This is a genomic window from Halomonas sp. PA16-9 (assembly GCF_009728585.1).
GTDB classification, from domain to species: Bacteria; Pseudomonadota; Gammaproteobacteria; order Pseudomonadales; family Halomonadaceae; genus Vreelandella; species Vreelandella titanicae.
On the sequence record NZ_CP040452.1, the window covers coordinates 1,523,566 to 1,539,679 of the forward strand.

12 protein-coding genes and 3 pseudogenes are annotated in these 16,114 nt (G+C 56.0%); 6 read left to right on the top strand and 9 right to left on the bottom strand.

Annotation, left to right across the window (positions count from 1 at the left end; translation table 11 throughout):
- The first annotated feature begins 227 nt into the window (after window positions 1-227).
- The 4 genes and pseudogenes from FDY98_RS23460 (at window position 228) to arcC (ending at window position 4,864) form a co-directional block, all read left to right on the top strand.
- Window positions 228-1,673: a YfcC family protein gene (locus FDY98_RS23460; RefSeq protein ID WP_009288189.1), complete on the top strand. Its 1,446-nt coding sequence runs from the start codon at window positions 228-230 to the stop codon at window positions 1,671-1,673.
- 22 nt (window positions 1,674-1,695) lie between these two features.
- Window positions 1,696-2,925: an arginine deiminase gene (locus FDY98_RS23465; RefSeq protein ID WP_027960012.1), complete on the top strand. Its 1,230-nt coding sequence runs from the start codon at window positions 1,696-1,698 to the stop codon at window positions 2,923-2,925.
- Window positions 2,926-2,943: 18 nt separating this feature from the next.
- Window positions 2,944-3,943, top strand: a pseudogene (gene argF / locus FDY98_RS23470) (ornithine carbamoyltransferase).
- A 15-nt stretch (window positions 3,944-3,958) separates the two neighbouring features.
- The gene (arcC, locus tag FDY98_RS23475; protein WP_009288186.1) at window positions 3,959-4,864 is read left to right on the top strand and encodes a carbamate kinase; all 906 of its coding nucleotides are present in this window, start codon (window positions 3,959-3,961) and stop codon (window positions 4,862-4,864) included.
- Window positions 4,865-5,021: 157 nt separating this feature from the next.
- Here arcC and astB read toward each other — a convergent pair whose 3' ends face one another.
- From astB to FDY98_RS23500, 5 genes and pseudogenes are all read right to left on the bottom strand, one after another.
- Entirely contained in the window at window positions 5,022-6,389 is a 1,368-nt protein-coding gene (gene astB / locus FDY98_RS23480) for an N-succinylarginine dihydrolase (RefSeq protein WP_027960011.1), read from the bottom strand.
- Complete coding sequence (gene astD, locus FDY98_RS23485) at window positions 6,386-7,858, bottom strand: succinylglutamate-semialdehyde dehydrogenase (protein WP_027960010.1); 1,473 nt, start codon at window positions 7,856-7,858, stop codon at window positions 6,386-6,388. Before astD ends, astB begins: the two co-directional genes overlap by 4 nt.
- Before the next feature lie 22 nt (window positions 7,859-7,880).
- Window positions 7,881-8,912 carry an arginine N-succinyltransferase gene (gene astA / locus FDY98_RS23490; protein WP_027960009.1) on the bottom strand — a complete coding sequence of 344 codons (1,032 nt, stop codon included), beginning with the start codon at window positions 8,910-8,912 and terminating at the stop codon, window positions 7,881-7,883.
- Window positions 8,912-9,975, bottom strand: a pseudogene (locus FDY98_RS23495) (arginine N-succinyltransferase). Before FDY98_RS23495 ends, astA begins: the two are co-directional and overlap by 1 nt.
- A 50-nt stretch (window positions 9,976-10,025) precedes the next feature.
- Window positions 10,026-11,240: an aspartate aminotransferase family protein gene (locus FDY98_RS23500; RefSeq protein ID WP_027960007.1), complete on the bottom strand. Its 1,215-nt coding sequence runs from the start codon at window positions 11,238-11,240 to the stop codon at window positions 10,026-10,028.
- 232 nt (window positions 11,241-11,472) lie between these two features.
- On the opposite strand from FDY98_RS23500, the gene FDY98_RS23505 reads away from it, so the two are divergent.
- Complete coding sequence (locus FDY98_RS23505; RefSeq protein ID WP_027960006.1) at window positions 11,473-12,267, top strand: SDR family NAD(P)-dependent oxidoreductase; 795 nt, start codon at window positions 11,473-11,475, stop codon at window positions 12,265-12,267.
- 6 nt (window positions 12,268-12,273) lie between these two features.
- On the opposite strand, the pseudogene FDY98_RS23510 reads toward FDY98_RS23505, so the two are convergent.
- The 3 genes and pseudogenes from FDY98_RS23510 to fabV all read right to left on the bottom strand — a co-directional run bounded on the left by FDY98_RS23510 (window position 12,274) and on the right by fabV (window position 14,911).
- Window positions 12,274-13,250 (bottom strand): annotated as a pseudogene (locus tag FDY98_RS23510) (GlxA family transcriptional regulator).
- Between the two features lie 178 nt (window positions 13,251-13,428).
- Window positions 13,429-13,644 (bottom strand): hypothetical protein, encoded by a 216-nt coding sequence (locus tag FDY98_RS23515; RefSeq protein ID WP_022522490.1) that lies wholly within the window; start codon window positions 13,642-13,644, stop codon window positions 13,429-13,431.
- A 55-nt stretch (window positions 13,645-13,699) separates the two neighbouring features.
- On the bottom strand, window positions 13,700-14,911 hold the full coding sequence (gene fabV, locus FDY98_RS23520; protein WP_027960004.1) for an enoyl-ACP reductase FabV: 1,212 nt from the start codon (window positions 14,909-14,911) through the stop codon (window positions 13,700-13,702).
- A 289-nt stretch (window positions 14,912-15,200) separates the two neighbouring features.
- On the opposite strand from fabV, the gene FDY98_RS23525 reads away from it, so the two are divergent.
- The gene (locus FDY98_RS23525) at window positions 15,201-15,587 is read left to right on the top strand and encodes a DUF7079 family protein (RefSeq protein WP_027960003.1); all 387 of its coding nucleotides are present in this window, start codon (window positions 15,201-15,203) and stop codon (window positions 15,585-15,587) included.
- Between the two features lie 20 nt (window positions 15,588-15,607).
- On the opposite strand, the gene FDY98_RS23530 is transcribed toward FDY98_RS23525, so the two are convergent.
- Window positions 15,608-16,099: a glutathione peroxidase gene (locus FDY98_RS23530; protein ID WP_027960002.1), complete on the bottom strand. Its 492-nt coding sequence runs from the start codon at window positions 16,097-16,099 to the stop codon at window positions 15,608-15,610.
- Window positions 16,100-16,114 lie beyond the last annotated feature (15 nt).

Sequence of the window (16,114 nt, forward strand, 5' to 3'; positions counted from 1 at the left end):
TTAAAGCTACGAAAAACTTACCAGCTCGTCTTCAGAACATACCAAAGCTCAAAATCTGCATTACCAGTTACAGCAGCAAGCACGGCTCGACCAATTAAATTTTTCGCCATTTATTAGCTGTATCTGCATGCACTTTTGCGTGATTGATCTAAATCAATTCAAGCCATTGTAATGGGACTACACTGAATATAGTTGATTGCTCCTTAACCATAGGTCGGAGACAACGCATGTCAGATGAAAAGCTCACTCCATCAAAGCCTGAAGAGGATCTAGCGACACGGTTCCCTACAGCCTACTCAATTCTCTTCCTGCTAATTATTCTTGTAGCGGCGCTGACCTGGATCATTCCTGCCGGGCAATACGAACGTACGATGAACGAAGAGGTCGGACGCGAAATTGCAGTACCTGGCACCTATGTAACGGTTGATTCAAACCCTCAAGGTTTTGTGGACATCATGCTGGCCCCCACGGCGGGTTTCTATGATCCCGACAGCTATGCCGCCAATGCCATCGACGTTGCCTTATTTGTGCTGTTTTTGGGTGGCTTCTTAGGCGTTATCAATGCTACCGGCGCAATCGACACGGGGATACGTAACGTGATGCATCGGCTGGAAGGCCGAGAGATCTGGATGATCCCCATCCTGATGACGCTGTTTGCCCTTGGAGGCACCACCTACGGCATGGCAGAAGAGACTCTGGCCTTCTATGCCATTCTAATCCCCATCATCATCGCTGCTGGCTATGATGCGATCACAGGAGTCGCCGTGATTCTGATCGGCGCTGGTATTGGTGTGCTGGGCTCCACCATCAACCCCTTCGCTACTGTCATTGCCTCTAACGCAGCGGATATTCCTTTTACAGATGGAATTGTACTTCGGCTGGTGCTGCTGATTGGCGGGCTGGTGATTTGTTCAGTCTACGTGATGCGCTACGCCAAACGCATTAAGTTGGATCCTGCTCGCTCCGTTGTGGCCAGACAACAGAATGCACACCGCAAACTCTTTCTACAGGGACACGACGAGCTGGAAAATTTTGATCTTTCAGGCACTCAGAAAATTACCCTTGTTATTTTTGCTCTGACCTTCATTGCGATGATTTGGGGCGTCTCGTCCCAAGGCTGGTGGATGGCTAGGATGGGCGCACTTTTCTTTGGTTCCGCCATTGTGATCGGCATCATCGCTCGGCTGGGCGAGAAAAAGCTGACCAGTAGTTTTGTCGACGGCGCCCGCGATCTGCTCGGCGTAGCCCTGGTCGTTGGTCTGGCACGCGGCATCGTGGTGATCATGGAACAAGGCATGATTGCCGATACCATCTTGCATAGCGCCGAAAGTACATTAGGTGGATTGCCTGAACTAACCTTTATCAATTTGATGTTCTGGATCGAGGTAGGAATGAGTTTCTTCGTACCCTCCTCATCCGGACTTGCCGTACTATCCATGCCTATTTTAGCGCCCTTGGGCGACTTTGCTGACGTGGGACGTGACTTGGTGGTAACTGCTTACCAATCAGCCAACGGCCTGGTTAATCTGATAAACCCGACCTTTGCCGTAGTGGTCGGTGGCCTAGCGATAGGCCGTATCTCTTATGACCGTTGGCTAGTATTTATCTGGCCTCTCCTTCTTATTTTGACTGTTTTTATCAGTGCAGTTATTAGCATTGGTGCATTTCTATAACCAGGGCAAAGGAGTATGCGACATGTCAGAACACACTTTGGGCGTTCACTCGGAAACTGGGACTTTACGGCAAGTTATCGTCTGCCGCCCTGGGCTAGCCCATAGAAGACTGACTCCCTCCAACTGCGATGCGTTATTGTTCGACGATGTCTTCTGGGTCAAGCAGGCACAGAAAGACCATGACGTATTCGCCGAGGTAATGCGTGAACGGGGTGTGGAGGTTCTGGACGTTAACGACCTGCTGGCGACAACGCTTGATATTCCCGAAGCACGTACCTGGGTTCTAGACCACCGTATTACCTGGAATCATATCGGGGTAGGCATGGTATCCGACCTTCGCGCATGGATGAACGAACTGCCGGGTAATACGCTGGCGAAATTTCTCATTGGTGGTTTGGAAGTAGGAGACCTGCCTTTCGACCCTTCAGGGCTGTTCGGTAACCATCTGGGGCCTCACGGCTTTGTGCTGCCGCCACTGCCCAACTTACTGTTCACCCGGGATAACAGCGCCTGGATTTATGACGGTGTCACCCTGAACCCTATGTACTGGGCTGCGCGCAAACCAGAGACGCTGCTAATGAGCGCGATCTACCGTTTCCATCCGAAGTTTGCCGGCAAGGTGAACGTGCATTGGGGCGACCCGCTTGAAGATCATGCGCTGGCGACCCTGGAAGGAGGGGACATCATGCCGGTGGGTAATGGTGTCGTGCTGGTGGGGATGGGGGAACGATCCTCCCCGCAAGCCATTGGCCAGCTGGCCAAGACGCTTTTTGCTAACGGCACTGCAGAACGGATAATTGCCTGCCAGATTCCCAAGACCCGTTCTGCCATGCACCTGGATACCGTGTTTACCTTCTGTGGCGGCAATGTAGTGACCACTTTCAAGGAAGTCGCAGATGAAATGGTTTGCTACGACCTGCGTCCGGGGGAAGGCAGCAAGCACCTGTCGTTCTTCCAGGACAGCCGCCCGCTGTTTGATGTTGTTGCCGATGTACTTGGTTACCCGTCCCTGGAAGTGGTCGCCACGGGTGGCGATACCCCTGCCGAACGGGAGCGAGAACAATGGAACGATGGCAATAACGTGCTAGCACTGAGTCCGGGGGTCGTCATCGGTTATGACCGCAACGACGATACCAATGCTGCGCTGGAGGCAGCCGGCATAGAGGTACTGGCCATACCCGGAGCGGAGTTGGGCCGGGGCCGGGGCGGCGGGCGTTGCATGAGCTGCCCGACAATACGAGATACAGTCTGACAAGGAAGGAGCAGAACCATGGCTTTCAATCTCAAGAACCGGCACTTCCTGACCCTGAGGGACTTTACGCCCGAGAGATCAGTTTTTGCTCAAGCTTTCCACCGACCTGAAAACAGCCAAGTACGCTGGCACCGAAGTACCGCAGTTGCAGGGCAAGGACATAGCGCTAATCTTTGAAAAGAACTCCACCCGAACCCGGGTAGGCTTTGAGGTTGCAGCGTTTGATCAGTGCGCCCGAGTAACCTATCTGGGCCCGACGGGCACCCATATCGGCCACAAGGAATCCGTCAAGGATACCGCCCGTGTGCTCGGCCGCGTTTACGATGCCATCGAATACCGGGGGTTCGGCCAGACGGTGGTTGAGGAGCTGGCACAATATGCCGGCGTGCCGGTTTACAATGGGCTGACCAATGAATTCCACCCTACACAGATCCTCGCAGACTTCCTGACCATGCAGGAAAATGTGGAAAAGCCGCTGCGGGATGTTGCCTTTGTATTTATCGGGGACGCTGCGAATAACATGGGCGACAGCCTGCTGATCGGCGGCGCCATGATGGGAATGGATGTGCGCTTGTGTGCGCCCAAGGCCTGTTGGCCCAGCGAGGCTATTCAGAATGAAGCACAGACCATTGCCAGTGAGACCGGCGCACGAATCATGATCACGGAAGACATCGATGCTGCGGTGGCAGGCGTGGATTTTGTCTACACCGATGTGTGGGTGTCCATGGGTGAGCCGAAGGAAAAGTGGGCAGAGCGAATCAAACTGTTGCAGCCCTACCAGGTCAATGCTGCCCTGATGGAGAAAACCGGCAACCCCCGCGTAAGGTTCATGCATTGTCTGCCGGCCTTCCATAACACCGAGACCACCATAGGCAAGGAAATACAGGCCGAGTTCGGCATCGATGCCATGGAAGTCACCGACGATGTCTTTGAAAGTCCCGCCTCTATCGTATTTGATCAGGCGGAGAACCGAATGCACACCATTAAGGCGGTGCTCGTCGCCACTCTTGGAAACTGATTCGAGGAGCATGACATGCTTGTAGTAGCAGCTCTGGGAGGCAATGCCCTGTTGCGGCGAGGGGAGCCCCTGACCGCCGAGGCCCAGCGCGCCAACGTGAAAATTGCCGCCGAATCATTGGCCGAAATCATCCGCGCCGGCCACCAGCTGGTAGTCACTCACGGCAATGGCCCCCAGGTAGGCTTACTGGCGCTTCAGGGCGCTGCCTATAAGCCGGACGAAGCTTATCCGCTGGATGTACTGGGCGCTGAAACAGAAGGTATGATCGGCTACATCATCGAGCAGGAACTGGAAAACGCCCTGGACCATAACAGACCTGTGGCCACCCTACTTACCCAGGTTCTGGTCGACAAGAATGACCCCGCCTTCAGCAATCCCACCAAGTTTGTCGGGCCAGTTTACGAAAGGGAAGAAGCCGAGACCAAAGCCGAAGCCGCCGGTTGGCACATCGCTCAGGATGGTGACAAGTGGCGGCGGGTAGTGCCTTCGCCCAAGCCCTTGGAGATACCCGACATGAGGGTGCTCCAGCTGCTGCTGGAACAGGGCGTTGTGGTGATCTGCGCCGGAGGCGGTGGCATCCCCATTCTTCGCCGAGAGAACGGCAGCATGATCGGCATCGAAGCCGTGATCGATAAAGACGCCGCCAGCGCACTTCTGGCCAGCCAGCTGGGCGCAGATGCCTTGCTCCTTCTCACTGACGTGGACGCCATCTACCGTGACTTCGGTAAGGACACCGCTGCACCTATCCATAAATTAACGCTGGATGAAGCTCGCAAGCTGGACCTGCCGGCTGGTTCTATGGGGCCAAAAATGGACGCCGCGTGCAATTTCGCTGAAAGCGGAGGCATCAGTGGTATCGGCCGTCTAGAGGATGCACTAGATATTCTTAAACTACGGGCGGGCACTTGTGTTGCTAGCTAACGCTTTTTACTGCTTATTGCAGACTTAATGAGGACGTGTACCTACCGAAGGACGCCTTCATCAGTTGTCACAGCCTCCGCCTTATAAAACCAATAGAGGTAAGCCACCAAGTCTGATGGCTCTTTTGATTCTCTCTTTACTCTGTTTAATCAATCCCCTACCCCAACTGAAACGGGTAGACCGAACCAATCTGCAGTAACTGCGTCAGTTCATCCAGTGCAACAAGCGACTCTTCCGCCAGCTGTGGATCGGCCAAATCGTCCGGGGCGAGGCGAACGCGATAGTGGCGCTCCACCCACGCGGTCAGGTCAGTGTACAGTGCATTGGTGAGCAGCACGCGGCCAGAGAGCGCTGCACGTTCGGCCTCCGTTAGCACCACGCGCAGGCGCAGGCAAGCGGGGCCACCACCGTTGCGCATGCTTTGTTTGACGTCTTTAACGACCACTTCACTGATCGGATTATTGCCCGCCAGCAGATAATCCTGAATGGTGCGCCATACCGCCTCGCGCTCCTGGCATTCGCCGGGCACTACCAGCGTCATGGTGCCATCCGGGTTGGAGAGCAGCTGCGAATTAAATAGATACGAGGCTACCGCATCCTCCATGCTTACCGCTTCCAAGGGCACGCGCACGGGAATCAGCGGGCTGGCCATTTTGGTGCGCAGCTCATCGAGCGTGCCTTCTTCATCCAGAAAGGCCATTTCGTGGTAGAGCAGCACGGGGCCATTGCCCACTGCAATGACGTCGTTGTGGAATACGCCCGCGTCGATGGCGTCCGGGTGTTGCTGGGCAAACACCGTTTGTGCGTCCGTTAGCCCGTGTTGGCGCGCCACCGCTTGGCTGGCCTCCAAGGTCTGTCGGGCAGGGTAACGCTTGGGTTCGCGCTCACCGCTACGCACGTCATCAAACGCCTGACGGCCATAGACAAATAGGTGAACACCGGGTTCGCCGTGCTCACCGCATAGACGGGTGTGATTGGCCGCACCCTCATCGGAAAAGGCTGGAGTAGCGGGCAGCACCGGGTGGTGGCAGAAGTGCTGTTCGTCACGAAAGATCGCTTTCAGCACACGTCCCGTGGTTTGCGGCTCCAGGTAGCGGTGAAAGCTGGACTGTAGATTCGCTGGTGTGAAGTGTACCCGACTATCGGGTGCATCAATGCTGGGAGTAATAGTGCCCGCGTTAGCCGTCCACATACTGGACGCCGAGCACACCGCCCGAAGCAGTTGCGGCGCTTCTTTAGAAGCACGAGCCAGCACCTCACCATTACTACCGCTAAAACCTAAATCGCGCAGTGCGCCAATATCGGGGCGCTGTTGGGGTGGCAGAACGCCCTGGGCATAGCCCGCGTCCATCAGCGACTTCATCTTAAGCAGCCCCTGCAGCGCGCCCTCCTTGGGATTGGAGACTAAGCCGCCGTGACTCATGGACGCGACATTGCCCACGGCCAACCCAGAGTAGTTATGGGTTGGGCCGACTAGGCCGTCAAAATTGACTTCCCTAACGCTGCTGAGATCGGCGGCACTCACAGGCTCACTCCCGGCGGCAGGGTCTCGGGAATCTCCAGGCTGTCAGCTTCCATGGAGGCGACTGGGTAGGCGCAGTAATCCGCCGCGTAAAACGCGCTGGGACGGTGGTTGCCGCTGTCACCCACACCACCAAAAGGTGCATCGCCGGATGCACCGGTGGTTTGGCGGTTCCAGTTGACGATTCCAGCACGAATACGCAGCAGGAAGTCATCCCAATCGGCTCGATCACCGCCAATTAAACCGGCGGAGAGCCCGTAGCGGGTGTTATTGGCAAGCTGTAGCGCTTCATCCCAATCGCGATAGCGGTGGATTTTCAGCAGCGGGCCGAAGTGCTCCTCGTCTGGCACATCAAGACCGGTCACATCAATCAGCGCGGGACTTAACAGGCTGGTGTTCTCTTTCAGGCGCTGCATGCGATTGATCACTATGCCCCCCATGGCCTCCAGCTCATCTTGAGCCTTGAGCAGGCCGTCCGCCGCCGCTACGCTGACCAAACCGCCATAGAACGGCGCAGGATTTTCTTCGAACTGGCCCGCCACGTGTAACTTGGCGATCGCCTCAGAAAGCGCATCGATCAATCGATCGCCTACTGCACCCTCCGGCACCATTAAGCGCCGCGCGCAGGTGCAGCGCTGGCCGCCGGAGAGGTACGCCGACTGCAGAATGGTCAATACCGCGGCACGCTCGTCGTCGACATCCTTCACTACCAGGGGGTTATTGCCGCCTAGTTCCAGCGCCAGAATTTTATCCAGTTGTCCGGCAAACTGCTGGTGCAGCATACCGCCCACTTTGGCGCTACCGGTAAACAGCAGGCCATCAATATCTGGGTTACCTGCCAGTGCCTGGCCTACCGGCACACCGCCCTGCACCAGGTTAATGACGCCTGCCGGAAGCCCGGCCTCTAGCCAGCACTGTAGGGTCAAATCCGCAGTAAGCGGGGTTTGGTCGCTGGGCTTGAAGACCACACAGTTACCCGCCAATAGCGCAGGCACCATATGGCCGTTGGGCAGGTGGCCAGGGAAATTGTAAGGGCCAAACACCGCCATCACACCATGAGGACGATGGCGCAGCACAGCGCTTGCACTACCCACCGCTTTTTCCCGTTCACCGGTGCGCTCGTTATACGCCTTAACCGACAGCGCCACCTTGCCCACCATGGCTCCCGCTTCGGTGCGCGCCTCCCAGAGCGGCTTACCGGTTTCAGAGGCAATCGCCACGGCCAGGTCTTCACCACGTGTTTTTAGCACCTCGGCAAATCGCTCGACAAGCGCCTGGCGCTCGGCAAAAGGTGTGCGCGCCCAGCCGGGGAAGGCACCGCGGGCGGCCTCTACAGCGGCTGCGACCTGCTTAGTACTGGCCGTCGCTGCTTGCCATAACGGCTGTCCGGAAACGGGATCGTGCTTGCTCAACGGCTCGGCGTCGCCTGCGACCCAGGCGCCATTGATCAGTTGCTGCTGTTGGGCGTGCATAAAACTCTCCTGTAAACGTCGCCTAGGTCTCGAGTAGCCGTAGGGTATCGCCGGTGGCAACGCCTAAGCGCTTCGCTTCTTGTTCGCTAAGCACGATGGTGTTGTCATCAGCAGGCGCGCGGCCTACCCAACTGGCGGTAAAGTGCAGCATCTGGGTGGTGGCGGCCAGCCAGCGGCTGACACTCTCTTCTGCTGCGCTATTGGATACTTCCACTTGGCAGAGCCGTGAGTTACGGATGGCGCGCACATCGTCAATGTAAGCTTCCACCGTCGGGCCACCGTCGAAAATATCGATATAGCCTTCCCAGCGCAGCCCCTCTTTCTTAAGCATCTCCAGCGCCGGTCGGGTGTGGCGATGCACCTGACCAATACAAGCCCGCGCCTCTTCGGCCATAAAGGTGGTGTAAATGGGGAACTTGGGCATCAGCTCGCCAATAAAGCTCTTCTGCCCCAGGCCGGTTAGGCGGTCAGCCTCGCTGAAATCCATAGGGAAGAAGTGTTTGCCCAGGCTCTCCCAGAAAGGACTGGTGTTGTTTTCATCGAACACACCGCGCATTTCGGCTAATACTTTGTCGGGGAAACGGTCACGAAACTGGGCAATAAATAGCCAGCGTGCTTTGGAGAGCAGCGCGCCATTGCGCAAATGTTTGTTGGCTTCGCCGCGGTATTCTGGTCGTAGAAACAGCGAGCACACTTCGGCGTCACCGGTATGGTCGGAGCTTAAAAACAGCGTATCGATGGTGCGGTGCAGATCCAGCTGAACCGAGGAGTGGGCCAAAGTGCCCAGCCGGTAATTGTAGAACGGCACTTCGCGCCCGACTTGGCCCTCAATGGCACAGCAGCCCGCCAACTCGCCGCTTACTTCATCCTCTAGCACAAAGAAATAAAGCCGATCATCCACCGGAGTGCGCTCTTCAAAGGCACTGGCAGCCGCTTCAATCTTACCGGCTAGAAACTCGCGATTATCCGGCAGCGAGGTAAAGCCAACGCCCGCCTGCTGCGCAAGCGCCTGAAGCCCATCCAGATCATCACGGGCAATGGGTCGAATGCGCATTACATTTCTCCTTCATCGAGCGCGTCTACCACGGTGGGTAGCGTCAGCGGCGCAGCAAGCACCGCTCGCCCTTCCGTGACACCCAGCCGCTCAGCATGCTCCGCTGAGAGCATCAACTGGCCCGTGGGTGACAGCGCGTAGCGGGCGACGATGCAGCGAAACTCGCCCAGCTTTTGATTGGCAACCAGCGCGGGTTCAGCATCCGGCAAAGCGTGTTCAGGGCGAATGCGCACCGGGTGCCAGGCAGCACTGCGGAAGGTTTCCAACCGCTCGCGCTCGGCTTTGACAATCGGCCCGGCGTCGAAAATATCCACATGGCGCGAACGCACGAAGCCCTCCGCCAGCATCTCCTCCAACGCCTCTTCATGAGCAGGGTGCTCACGACCTATCGCCGCCGCGCCTGGGGTGTTAGCAGCGGCAAATAGAGCGGGAACTGGGGCATTACTTCGGCGATAAAGCTTTTCGAGCGCACCCCGGCAATGTGGTTAATATCCTGGAAACTGCGGGCGAAAAAGTGCCGCCCCACGCTTTCCCAGAACGGCGATTCACTGCGCGTATCCAAGTAGCCGGGAAACGCCACCGCCAGAATACGCGAAAACCGCTCTGGGTATTGGGCGATAAACATCAACCGCGCCCGGCGCAGCAGGCTCTCCGCGCTGGTGCCTTTATAACGCGGGTTAAGCGAAAAGGCGCACAGCAGGGTAGCGTCAGAAACTTCATGGGAGAGCGCTAGCGTCTGCACTTCACGACGTACGTTCAACTGCTGGGAGGCGTGAATCAGCGTTTCCTGGCGGTAGGTGTAGTAGGCCTCATTGGCACCCGCCTGGGCACGTATGGTGGCGGTACCGAGCACTTCCTCGCGTGTGTCATCGGCGAGAACAAACGTATAGTGCTCGTTTTCTGGAAACTCGACGTCACCATTAAAGGCGTCTTGAGAGCGCGCAATGCGCTCCTGAAGCCGCTCACGGTTAGCAGGCAAGTTAGTAAGCTTAGGTACTGCATGCTCGGCTAATTGCTCAAGCGCCGTGAGATCAGACGCTTTAACGGGTCGAACTACCAGCATCCTCGATGCCTCCCCTTCAGTTAACACGATTGACGCAGCCTGTTGTTCACTCATGCTGCCGCAACTAATCGCTCAATCGCGCGCTCTAAGCGGGCCATGCCCTCGGCGATATCCGCTTCAGGAATGACCAGAGAAGGCGCCATGCGCAGTACGTTCGGCCCGGCGATCAGCGCCATCAAGCCCTCTTCAATCGCCAGCGGCAGTATATCTTTGGCACGCCCTTCATAGGCATCCGACATCTGGGCACCTATTAATAAGCCCATACCGCGAATCTCTTTAAACACGCCATGCTTGCGGTTGATAGTTTCTAAATGCTCGCGGAACAGATCGTGGCGATGCTTAACTCCTTCGAGCACCTCTGGTGTATCGATAAGCTCCACCGCCGCCAAGGCAACGGCAGATGCCAGCGCATTGCCGCCGTAAGTAGAACCATGAGTGCCAACAACCAGCGATTTAGCCACCGAGTCGATAGCCAGCATGGCGCCAATGGGGAAACCGCCGCCCAAGGATTTGGCACTGGTAAGAATATCCGGCGTAATGCCGTAGTTCTTATAAGCGTAGAGTTCGCCGCTACGACCAACGCCGGTTTGCACCTCATCAAAAATCAGCAGCGCATTGTGCTCGTCGCAGAGATCGCGCAGCCCTTGGAGGAATTCCTGCGTGCCGGGCACGATACCGCCCTCGCCCTGCATGGGTTCCACCATAATCGCGCAGGTGTCGTCGCCCACCAGCTCGCGAACGCTATCCAGGTCATTGTAATTAGCGTGCAGAATTCCGCCCGGCACCGGCCCAAAGCCCTGGGAGTATTTGGGCTGGCCACCCACGCTGACGGTAAAGAAGGTGCGGCCATGAAAAGATTGGTAGAACGAGATGATTTTATCTTTCTGCTCACCGTGATTATCCACCGCCCAGCGGCGTGCCAGCTTAAGCGCAGCTTCGTTGGCTTCACCGCCGGAGGAGCATAAGAACACCTTATCGGCGAAGGTGCGCTCGACCAGCGTCTTGGCCAAGTTCAGCGCTGGCTCGTTGGTATATACGTTGGAAAGGTGCCACAGCTTCTCGCCCTGCTCTTTGAGCGCATTGACCAGTACTGGATGGCAATGACCAAGGGAGTTAACCGCGATCCCCCCGGCAAAGTCGATATATTCACGGCCCTGTTGATCCCACAAGCGGCTACCTTCACCACGCACGGGAATGACCTGCTGTGGTGAGTAGTTGGGCGTCATGTAGTGGTCGTAATCTTGACGGCTTGGGGTATGGCTCATGGGTCGCTAGCTCCAGTGGAGGAAAGTAGTAACAACAGTATAAGGTGGTAAAGAGTCCAAGCGCTTTCAGCAATGGGACGGCAAATTATGAATAGCGGCGTCTCGGCGTATCACTGAACCGCCTTGAAGAACTCTAAAAGAGCCCATACTTATTAGCAAGCTATGCGGTTATTCGCTGAGCTGCGTTGCATAGTGATGAGCACCGACACTCAGGATGAGAGGAGACCAGCATATGCAGATTGATCTAAGCGGCAAACACGCCATTATCACGGGTTCTACAGCGGGCATCGGTTTTGCAATTGCTCAAGGGCTCGCCAAGGCAGGCGCTGACGTGGTTATAACAGGGCGTACCCAAGCACGTGTTGATGGTGCCATCAGCGCACTTAAAAAAGACACTCCCAATGCCAAGGTAGAAGGCGTGGCGGCTGATCTCGGCACCGCTGAAGGTTGCCAAACGCTTATTAAACAGCAGCCCAGCGCGGATATCCTGATCAATAACGTAGGCATTTTCGCCCCGCAGGACTTTTTCGATGTAGATGACGCTACGTGGCAGCAATTTTTCGATATTAATATCATGAGCGCGGTGAGGCTTTCCCGTCACTACGCCCAGGGCATGCGCGAGCGCGACTGGGGCCGCATACAGTTTATCTCCAGCGAGTCGGGGATCAACATCCCTAGTGAAATGGTGCATTACGGCATGACCAAATCGGCGCTGCTCTCCGTCTCTCGCGGGCTGGCCAAAGTGCTCAGCGGCACCCAGGTCACCGTGAATGCCATTCTACCTGGGCCGACCCGTTCAGAAGGCGTGATCAAGATGATGGGGGAAATGGCGGAAAAAGAGGGCATCTCTCAGCAAGAGATGGAAGAACGCTTTGTTAAAGAGAACCGCCCCTCTTCAATTATCCAGCGCTTAGCAACACCCGAAGAAGTCGCGAGTATGAGCGTCTACGCCGCTTCTCCCCAAGCCAGTGCAACCAGCGGGGCGGCACTGCGTGTGGAAGGTGGCATTGTGGATACATTAACCTGAATCTTTCTAACCCAGGCGCTCTTCTCTCGGCGTCATGCCGAAATGGTGACGGTAGGCGTAGAAAAGTGCGCGCCTGAGGAAAATCCCGTGGCAAACGCAATATCGCCTACCGGCCGGTCACTATCGCGAAGCTGTTTGCGCGCCTCTTGTAAGCGTAAATCCAGGTAGTAGCGACTAGGGACCGCCTGCAGATACTTCTTAAATAGCCGCTCCAACTGACGCCGAGAGATACCCAGATGTTCGGCCAGTTCCAGGGTCGAGAGCGGCTCCTCAATATTGGCTTCCATAAGCGTGACAGCCTCCACCAGACTTTGCGGCGCATGCCCCAGGCGGCTACGCAGCGGCACATGCTGGCGCTCATCTGCCAAGCGGATGCGGTCGCAGACAAACTGCTCAGACACCTGCTCCGCCAAGCGCGCACCGTGATGCTGGCCAATCAGCGTGAGCATCAAATCCATGGCCGCGGTTCCCCCCGCGCAGGTCAGCCTGTCGCGATCAATTTCAAACAGCTGTTGAGAAAGCGTCACTTGCGGATAGGCTTGAGCAAAGGCCTCAAAACGCTGCCAGGGCAGCGTCGCACGATAGCCTTCAAGCAACCCACAGCGTGCCAACACTTCAGTGCCCCCTGCCAACCCACCCAGTGCCACACCACGCCCCTGGTGCCCACGGAGCCACTCATTCAACTTTGCAGGAAGCGTATAGGGCAGCGGTGTTGGTGCGCATATCAACAGCAGGTCAAGCGGGCCTAATGCGGTACTTAGTGCGTGCTGAGCAATGAGCGAAAGCTGAGCACCACTGCGCACGGGCTCGTCATTGAGACTTAATGTGACGGTGTGGTAAAGCATCTGCCCACTCAGCTGGTTAGCCATTTGTAGCGGTTCCAGTGCGCTGGCGTGGGTCAATAACGAAAAACCTGGCAGCAGCAAAAAGGCCACCCGCCGACGCGGTAGCGCTGCCTGTGAGGCTAACGGGTTGGGCTGCATGATAACTGATTGAGTTGCATGAAAAGATGCATGAAAGACCGCCATCGACATAGATAAACGATCATCTTACCCAATTGCGTAGAGGATGGCAGCGTTATGACCACTGCAACAAAAACGTGACGCATGAATGCAAATTGCCGGGCGCAAGGCCCGGCAAAAAAGAGAGAATGGTTAAGTACTAATTACCGCGGTTAATAATGCCTAACACGACGATACTAACCACAATCACGCCGACAATGATCACCACTATCGGGAGTAGCTTATACAGCCCGCCTGGCCGCTTCTTGGCTTCAGGCTGTAGATGAGGTTTTGAGGTTTCATAATCCTCAGGTATCCGCTCATTGATAATATGCTGCTTCTCTTCTTCCGGGGTTTTGCTTTCCCTAGTGTCCATAAACACCTCCAGCGTTCCGGTCGAATTGGGCGGCGCTACCGCCTCTGTGAATGGCTTACAGATTCACGACATCAAACGTAACCTCTGGATTGACGTCGGCATCGTAATCGACATCGTCACGCTCAAAGCCAAACAGCTTCAAGAATTCGTGCTTATAACCAGCATAGTCGGTAATCTCGAATAAGTTTTCAGTCGTCACTTCAGGCCAAAGATCCTGACACGCTTGCTGAACGTCATCGCGCAGTTCCCAGTCATCCAAACGCAGGCGCCCTACCTCATCAGTGACCATTTCACCGCGCTTGCCTTGGGCTGAGTAGAGCTGCTCGCCGAATAGACGGTTCAATTGATCGATCGTGCCTTCGTGCAGACCCTGCTCTTTCATGATGCGGTAGACCATGGCGATATAAAGCGGCATTACCGGAATGGCCGCGCTCGCCTGGGTGACCACCGACTTGAGTACCGCCACATTGGCACCGCCACCGCTCTCTTTCAGCTTGGCGTCGATAGCCGCTGCAGCGCGGTCAAGGTCTTCCTTGGCTTTACCCAGCGCACCGTGCCAGTAGATCGGCCAAGTGATTTCAGTACCGATATAGCTAAACGCCACGCTACGCGCACCTTTTGCCAGCACACCAGCTTGGTCAAGCGCTTCCATCCACAGTTCCCAATCTTCGCCCCCCATTACCGTAATGGTGTCGTCGATTTCCTGCTGGGTGGCTGGCTCTACTTCTGCTTCGATAATCGCGTCTTTATTGGTATCGATAGCAGTGGCGCGGTAGGTTTCGCCAATTGGCTTTAGGCTCGAGCGCTTAAGTTCGCCGCTATCAGGCAGCTTGCGAACGGGTGATGCCAGCGAGTACACCACCAGATCGATCTCGCCCATGTCCTGCTTGATCAGTTCAATGGCTTTTTCCCGCGCTTCATGGGAGAACGCATCGCCGTTAATCGATTTGCTGTACAGCCCTTCCTGCTTGGCAAACTTATCGAAGGCGGCACTGTTGTACCAGCCTGCGGTGCCGGGTTTCTTATCGGTGGCAGGCTTTTCAAAGAAAACGCCCAGGGTATCGGCGCCGTAGCCAAAAGCTGCGGTAATACGGGCTGCCAACCCATAGCCACTTGAAGCCCCAATGACGAGTACTTTTTTTGGGCCAGCCTGCTTATCCAAACCGCGAGCACGGGTCGCTTCAATCTGTTCGCGAACGTTCTGCTCGCAGCCGATGGGATGAGTAGTGGTACAAATAAAGCCGCGTACTTTGGGTTTAATAATCACAGAGAACCTCTTTATCGGATTGATTTAGCTTTTAATATCGTAACTGGCAACATCATAACTAGCGACACCGTTTTGCCATAGCTTTTGGCATAGTTTGTGGCATAGCAGTGTCATGACTCATAGAGGCTATTCTAGCTGCCTCCGTGCGCTCTGTCCGCTCCTGAGCTATCGTCCTCCCATGAGCGACTCTCCATCCTTGAGCTCCTGCCCGCCCTTGAGCTCGGGGCGCATTCGCGTCACGATAGCTGCCAAAGTACTTATATCAGCAACGACTTCCCACGAGGCGATCATGAATGCACAGCAGCTAGTAGATGAACGCGGCGATCTATGGCTAGCGCTAGCCCCGCTGTGGCTGGATCGTGAACCCAGCGAACGCGATTACGCGCGTATGGTCGAAGTCATAGAGCGTTATGATATGACGCTTAACGAGCTCGAATGGATGTTTCGCCTGGAAATGGCACCGGTGATGTCTCGCCATCAGCTTTCAATCGCCAGCGAGTGGCGACAATTTGACGACTATAAGCTGATGAAGCAGTTGGTCAATCACAATATGCGCTTGAAGGGCTGGCGCCGCAAAAGCTGGGCGCTGTTTTCAGGCTTAACGACCATGATGGTGCGTCACCGCTGGAACGCACTCATGAATCGTGTAGCAGTCGCGCGGGGCGAGCAGGTATAGAGGGATAGTGCCCTGTGGGGCTATGGGTATGTTTGATCCAAGGCTTCTTCTAATGCCAAGCGTAGCGGGCGCCCGTGATAGCGCGGCCCAAATCGGGCTATCACCTTGCCATCACGGCCCACCAGGAACTTGGTAAAATTCCATTTGATCAGCTGTGTGCCTAGGACTCCTGGCGCCTCGCGCTTGAGCAGCACAAACAGTGGATGAGCCTCACTCCCATTGACATTGACCTTTTCCAGTAGCGGAAAACTGACTCCAAACTGCTGCTCGCCAAACTGGCAAAACGCTTGAGCACTTTCCGGCGACTGGCGGCCAAACTGATTACACGGGAAACCGAGCACAGTGAAGCCACGATCCCGGTAGCGCTGAAAAAGGGTTTCGAGTTCGCTTAGCTGCGGGGTAAAGCCACACTGGCTGGCAACGTTAACCACCAGCAGCACTTGGCCGCGTAGCGCACGTAAATTGAACGGCAGCCCTTGGTGGGTATAGCAGTCTTGGTCGTATATTTGCATCAATCAGCCCCACAA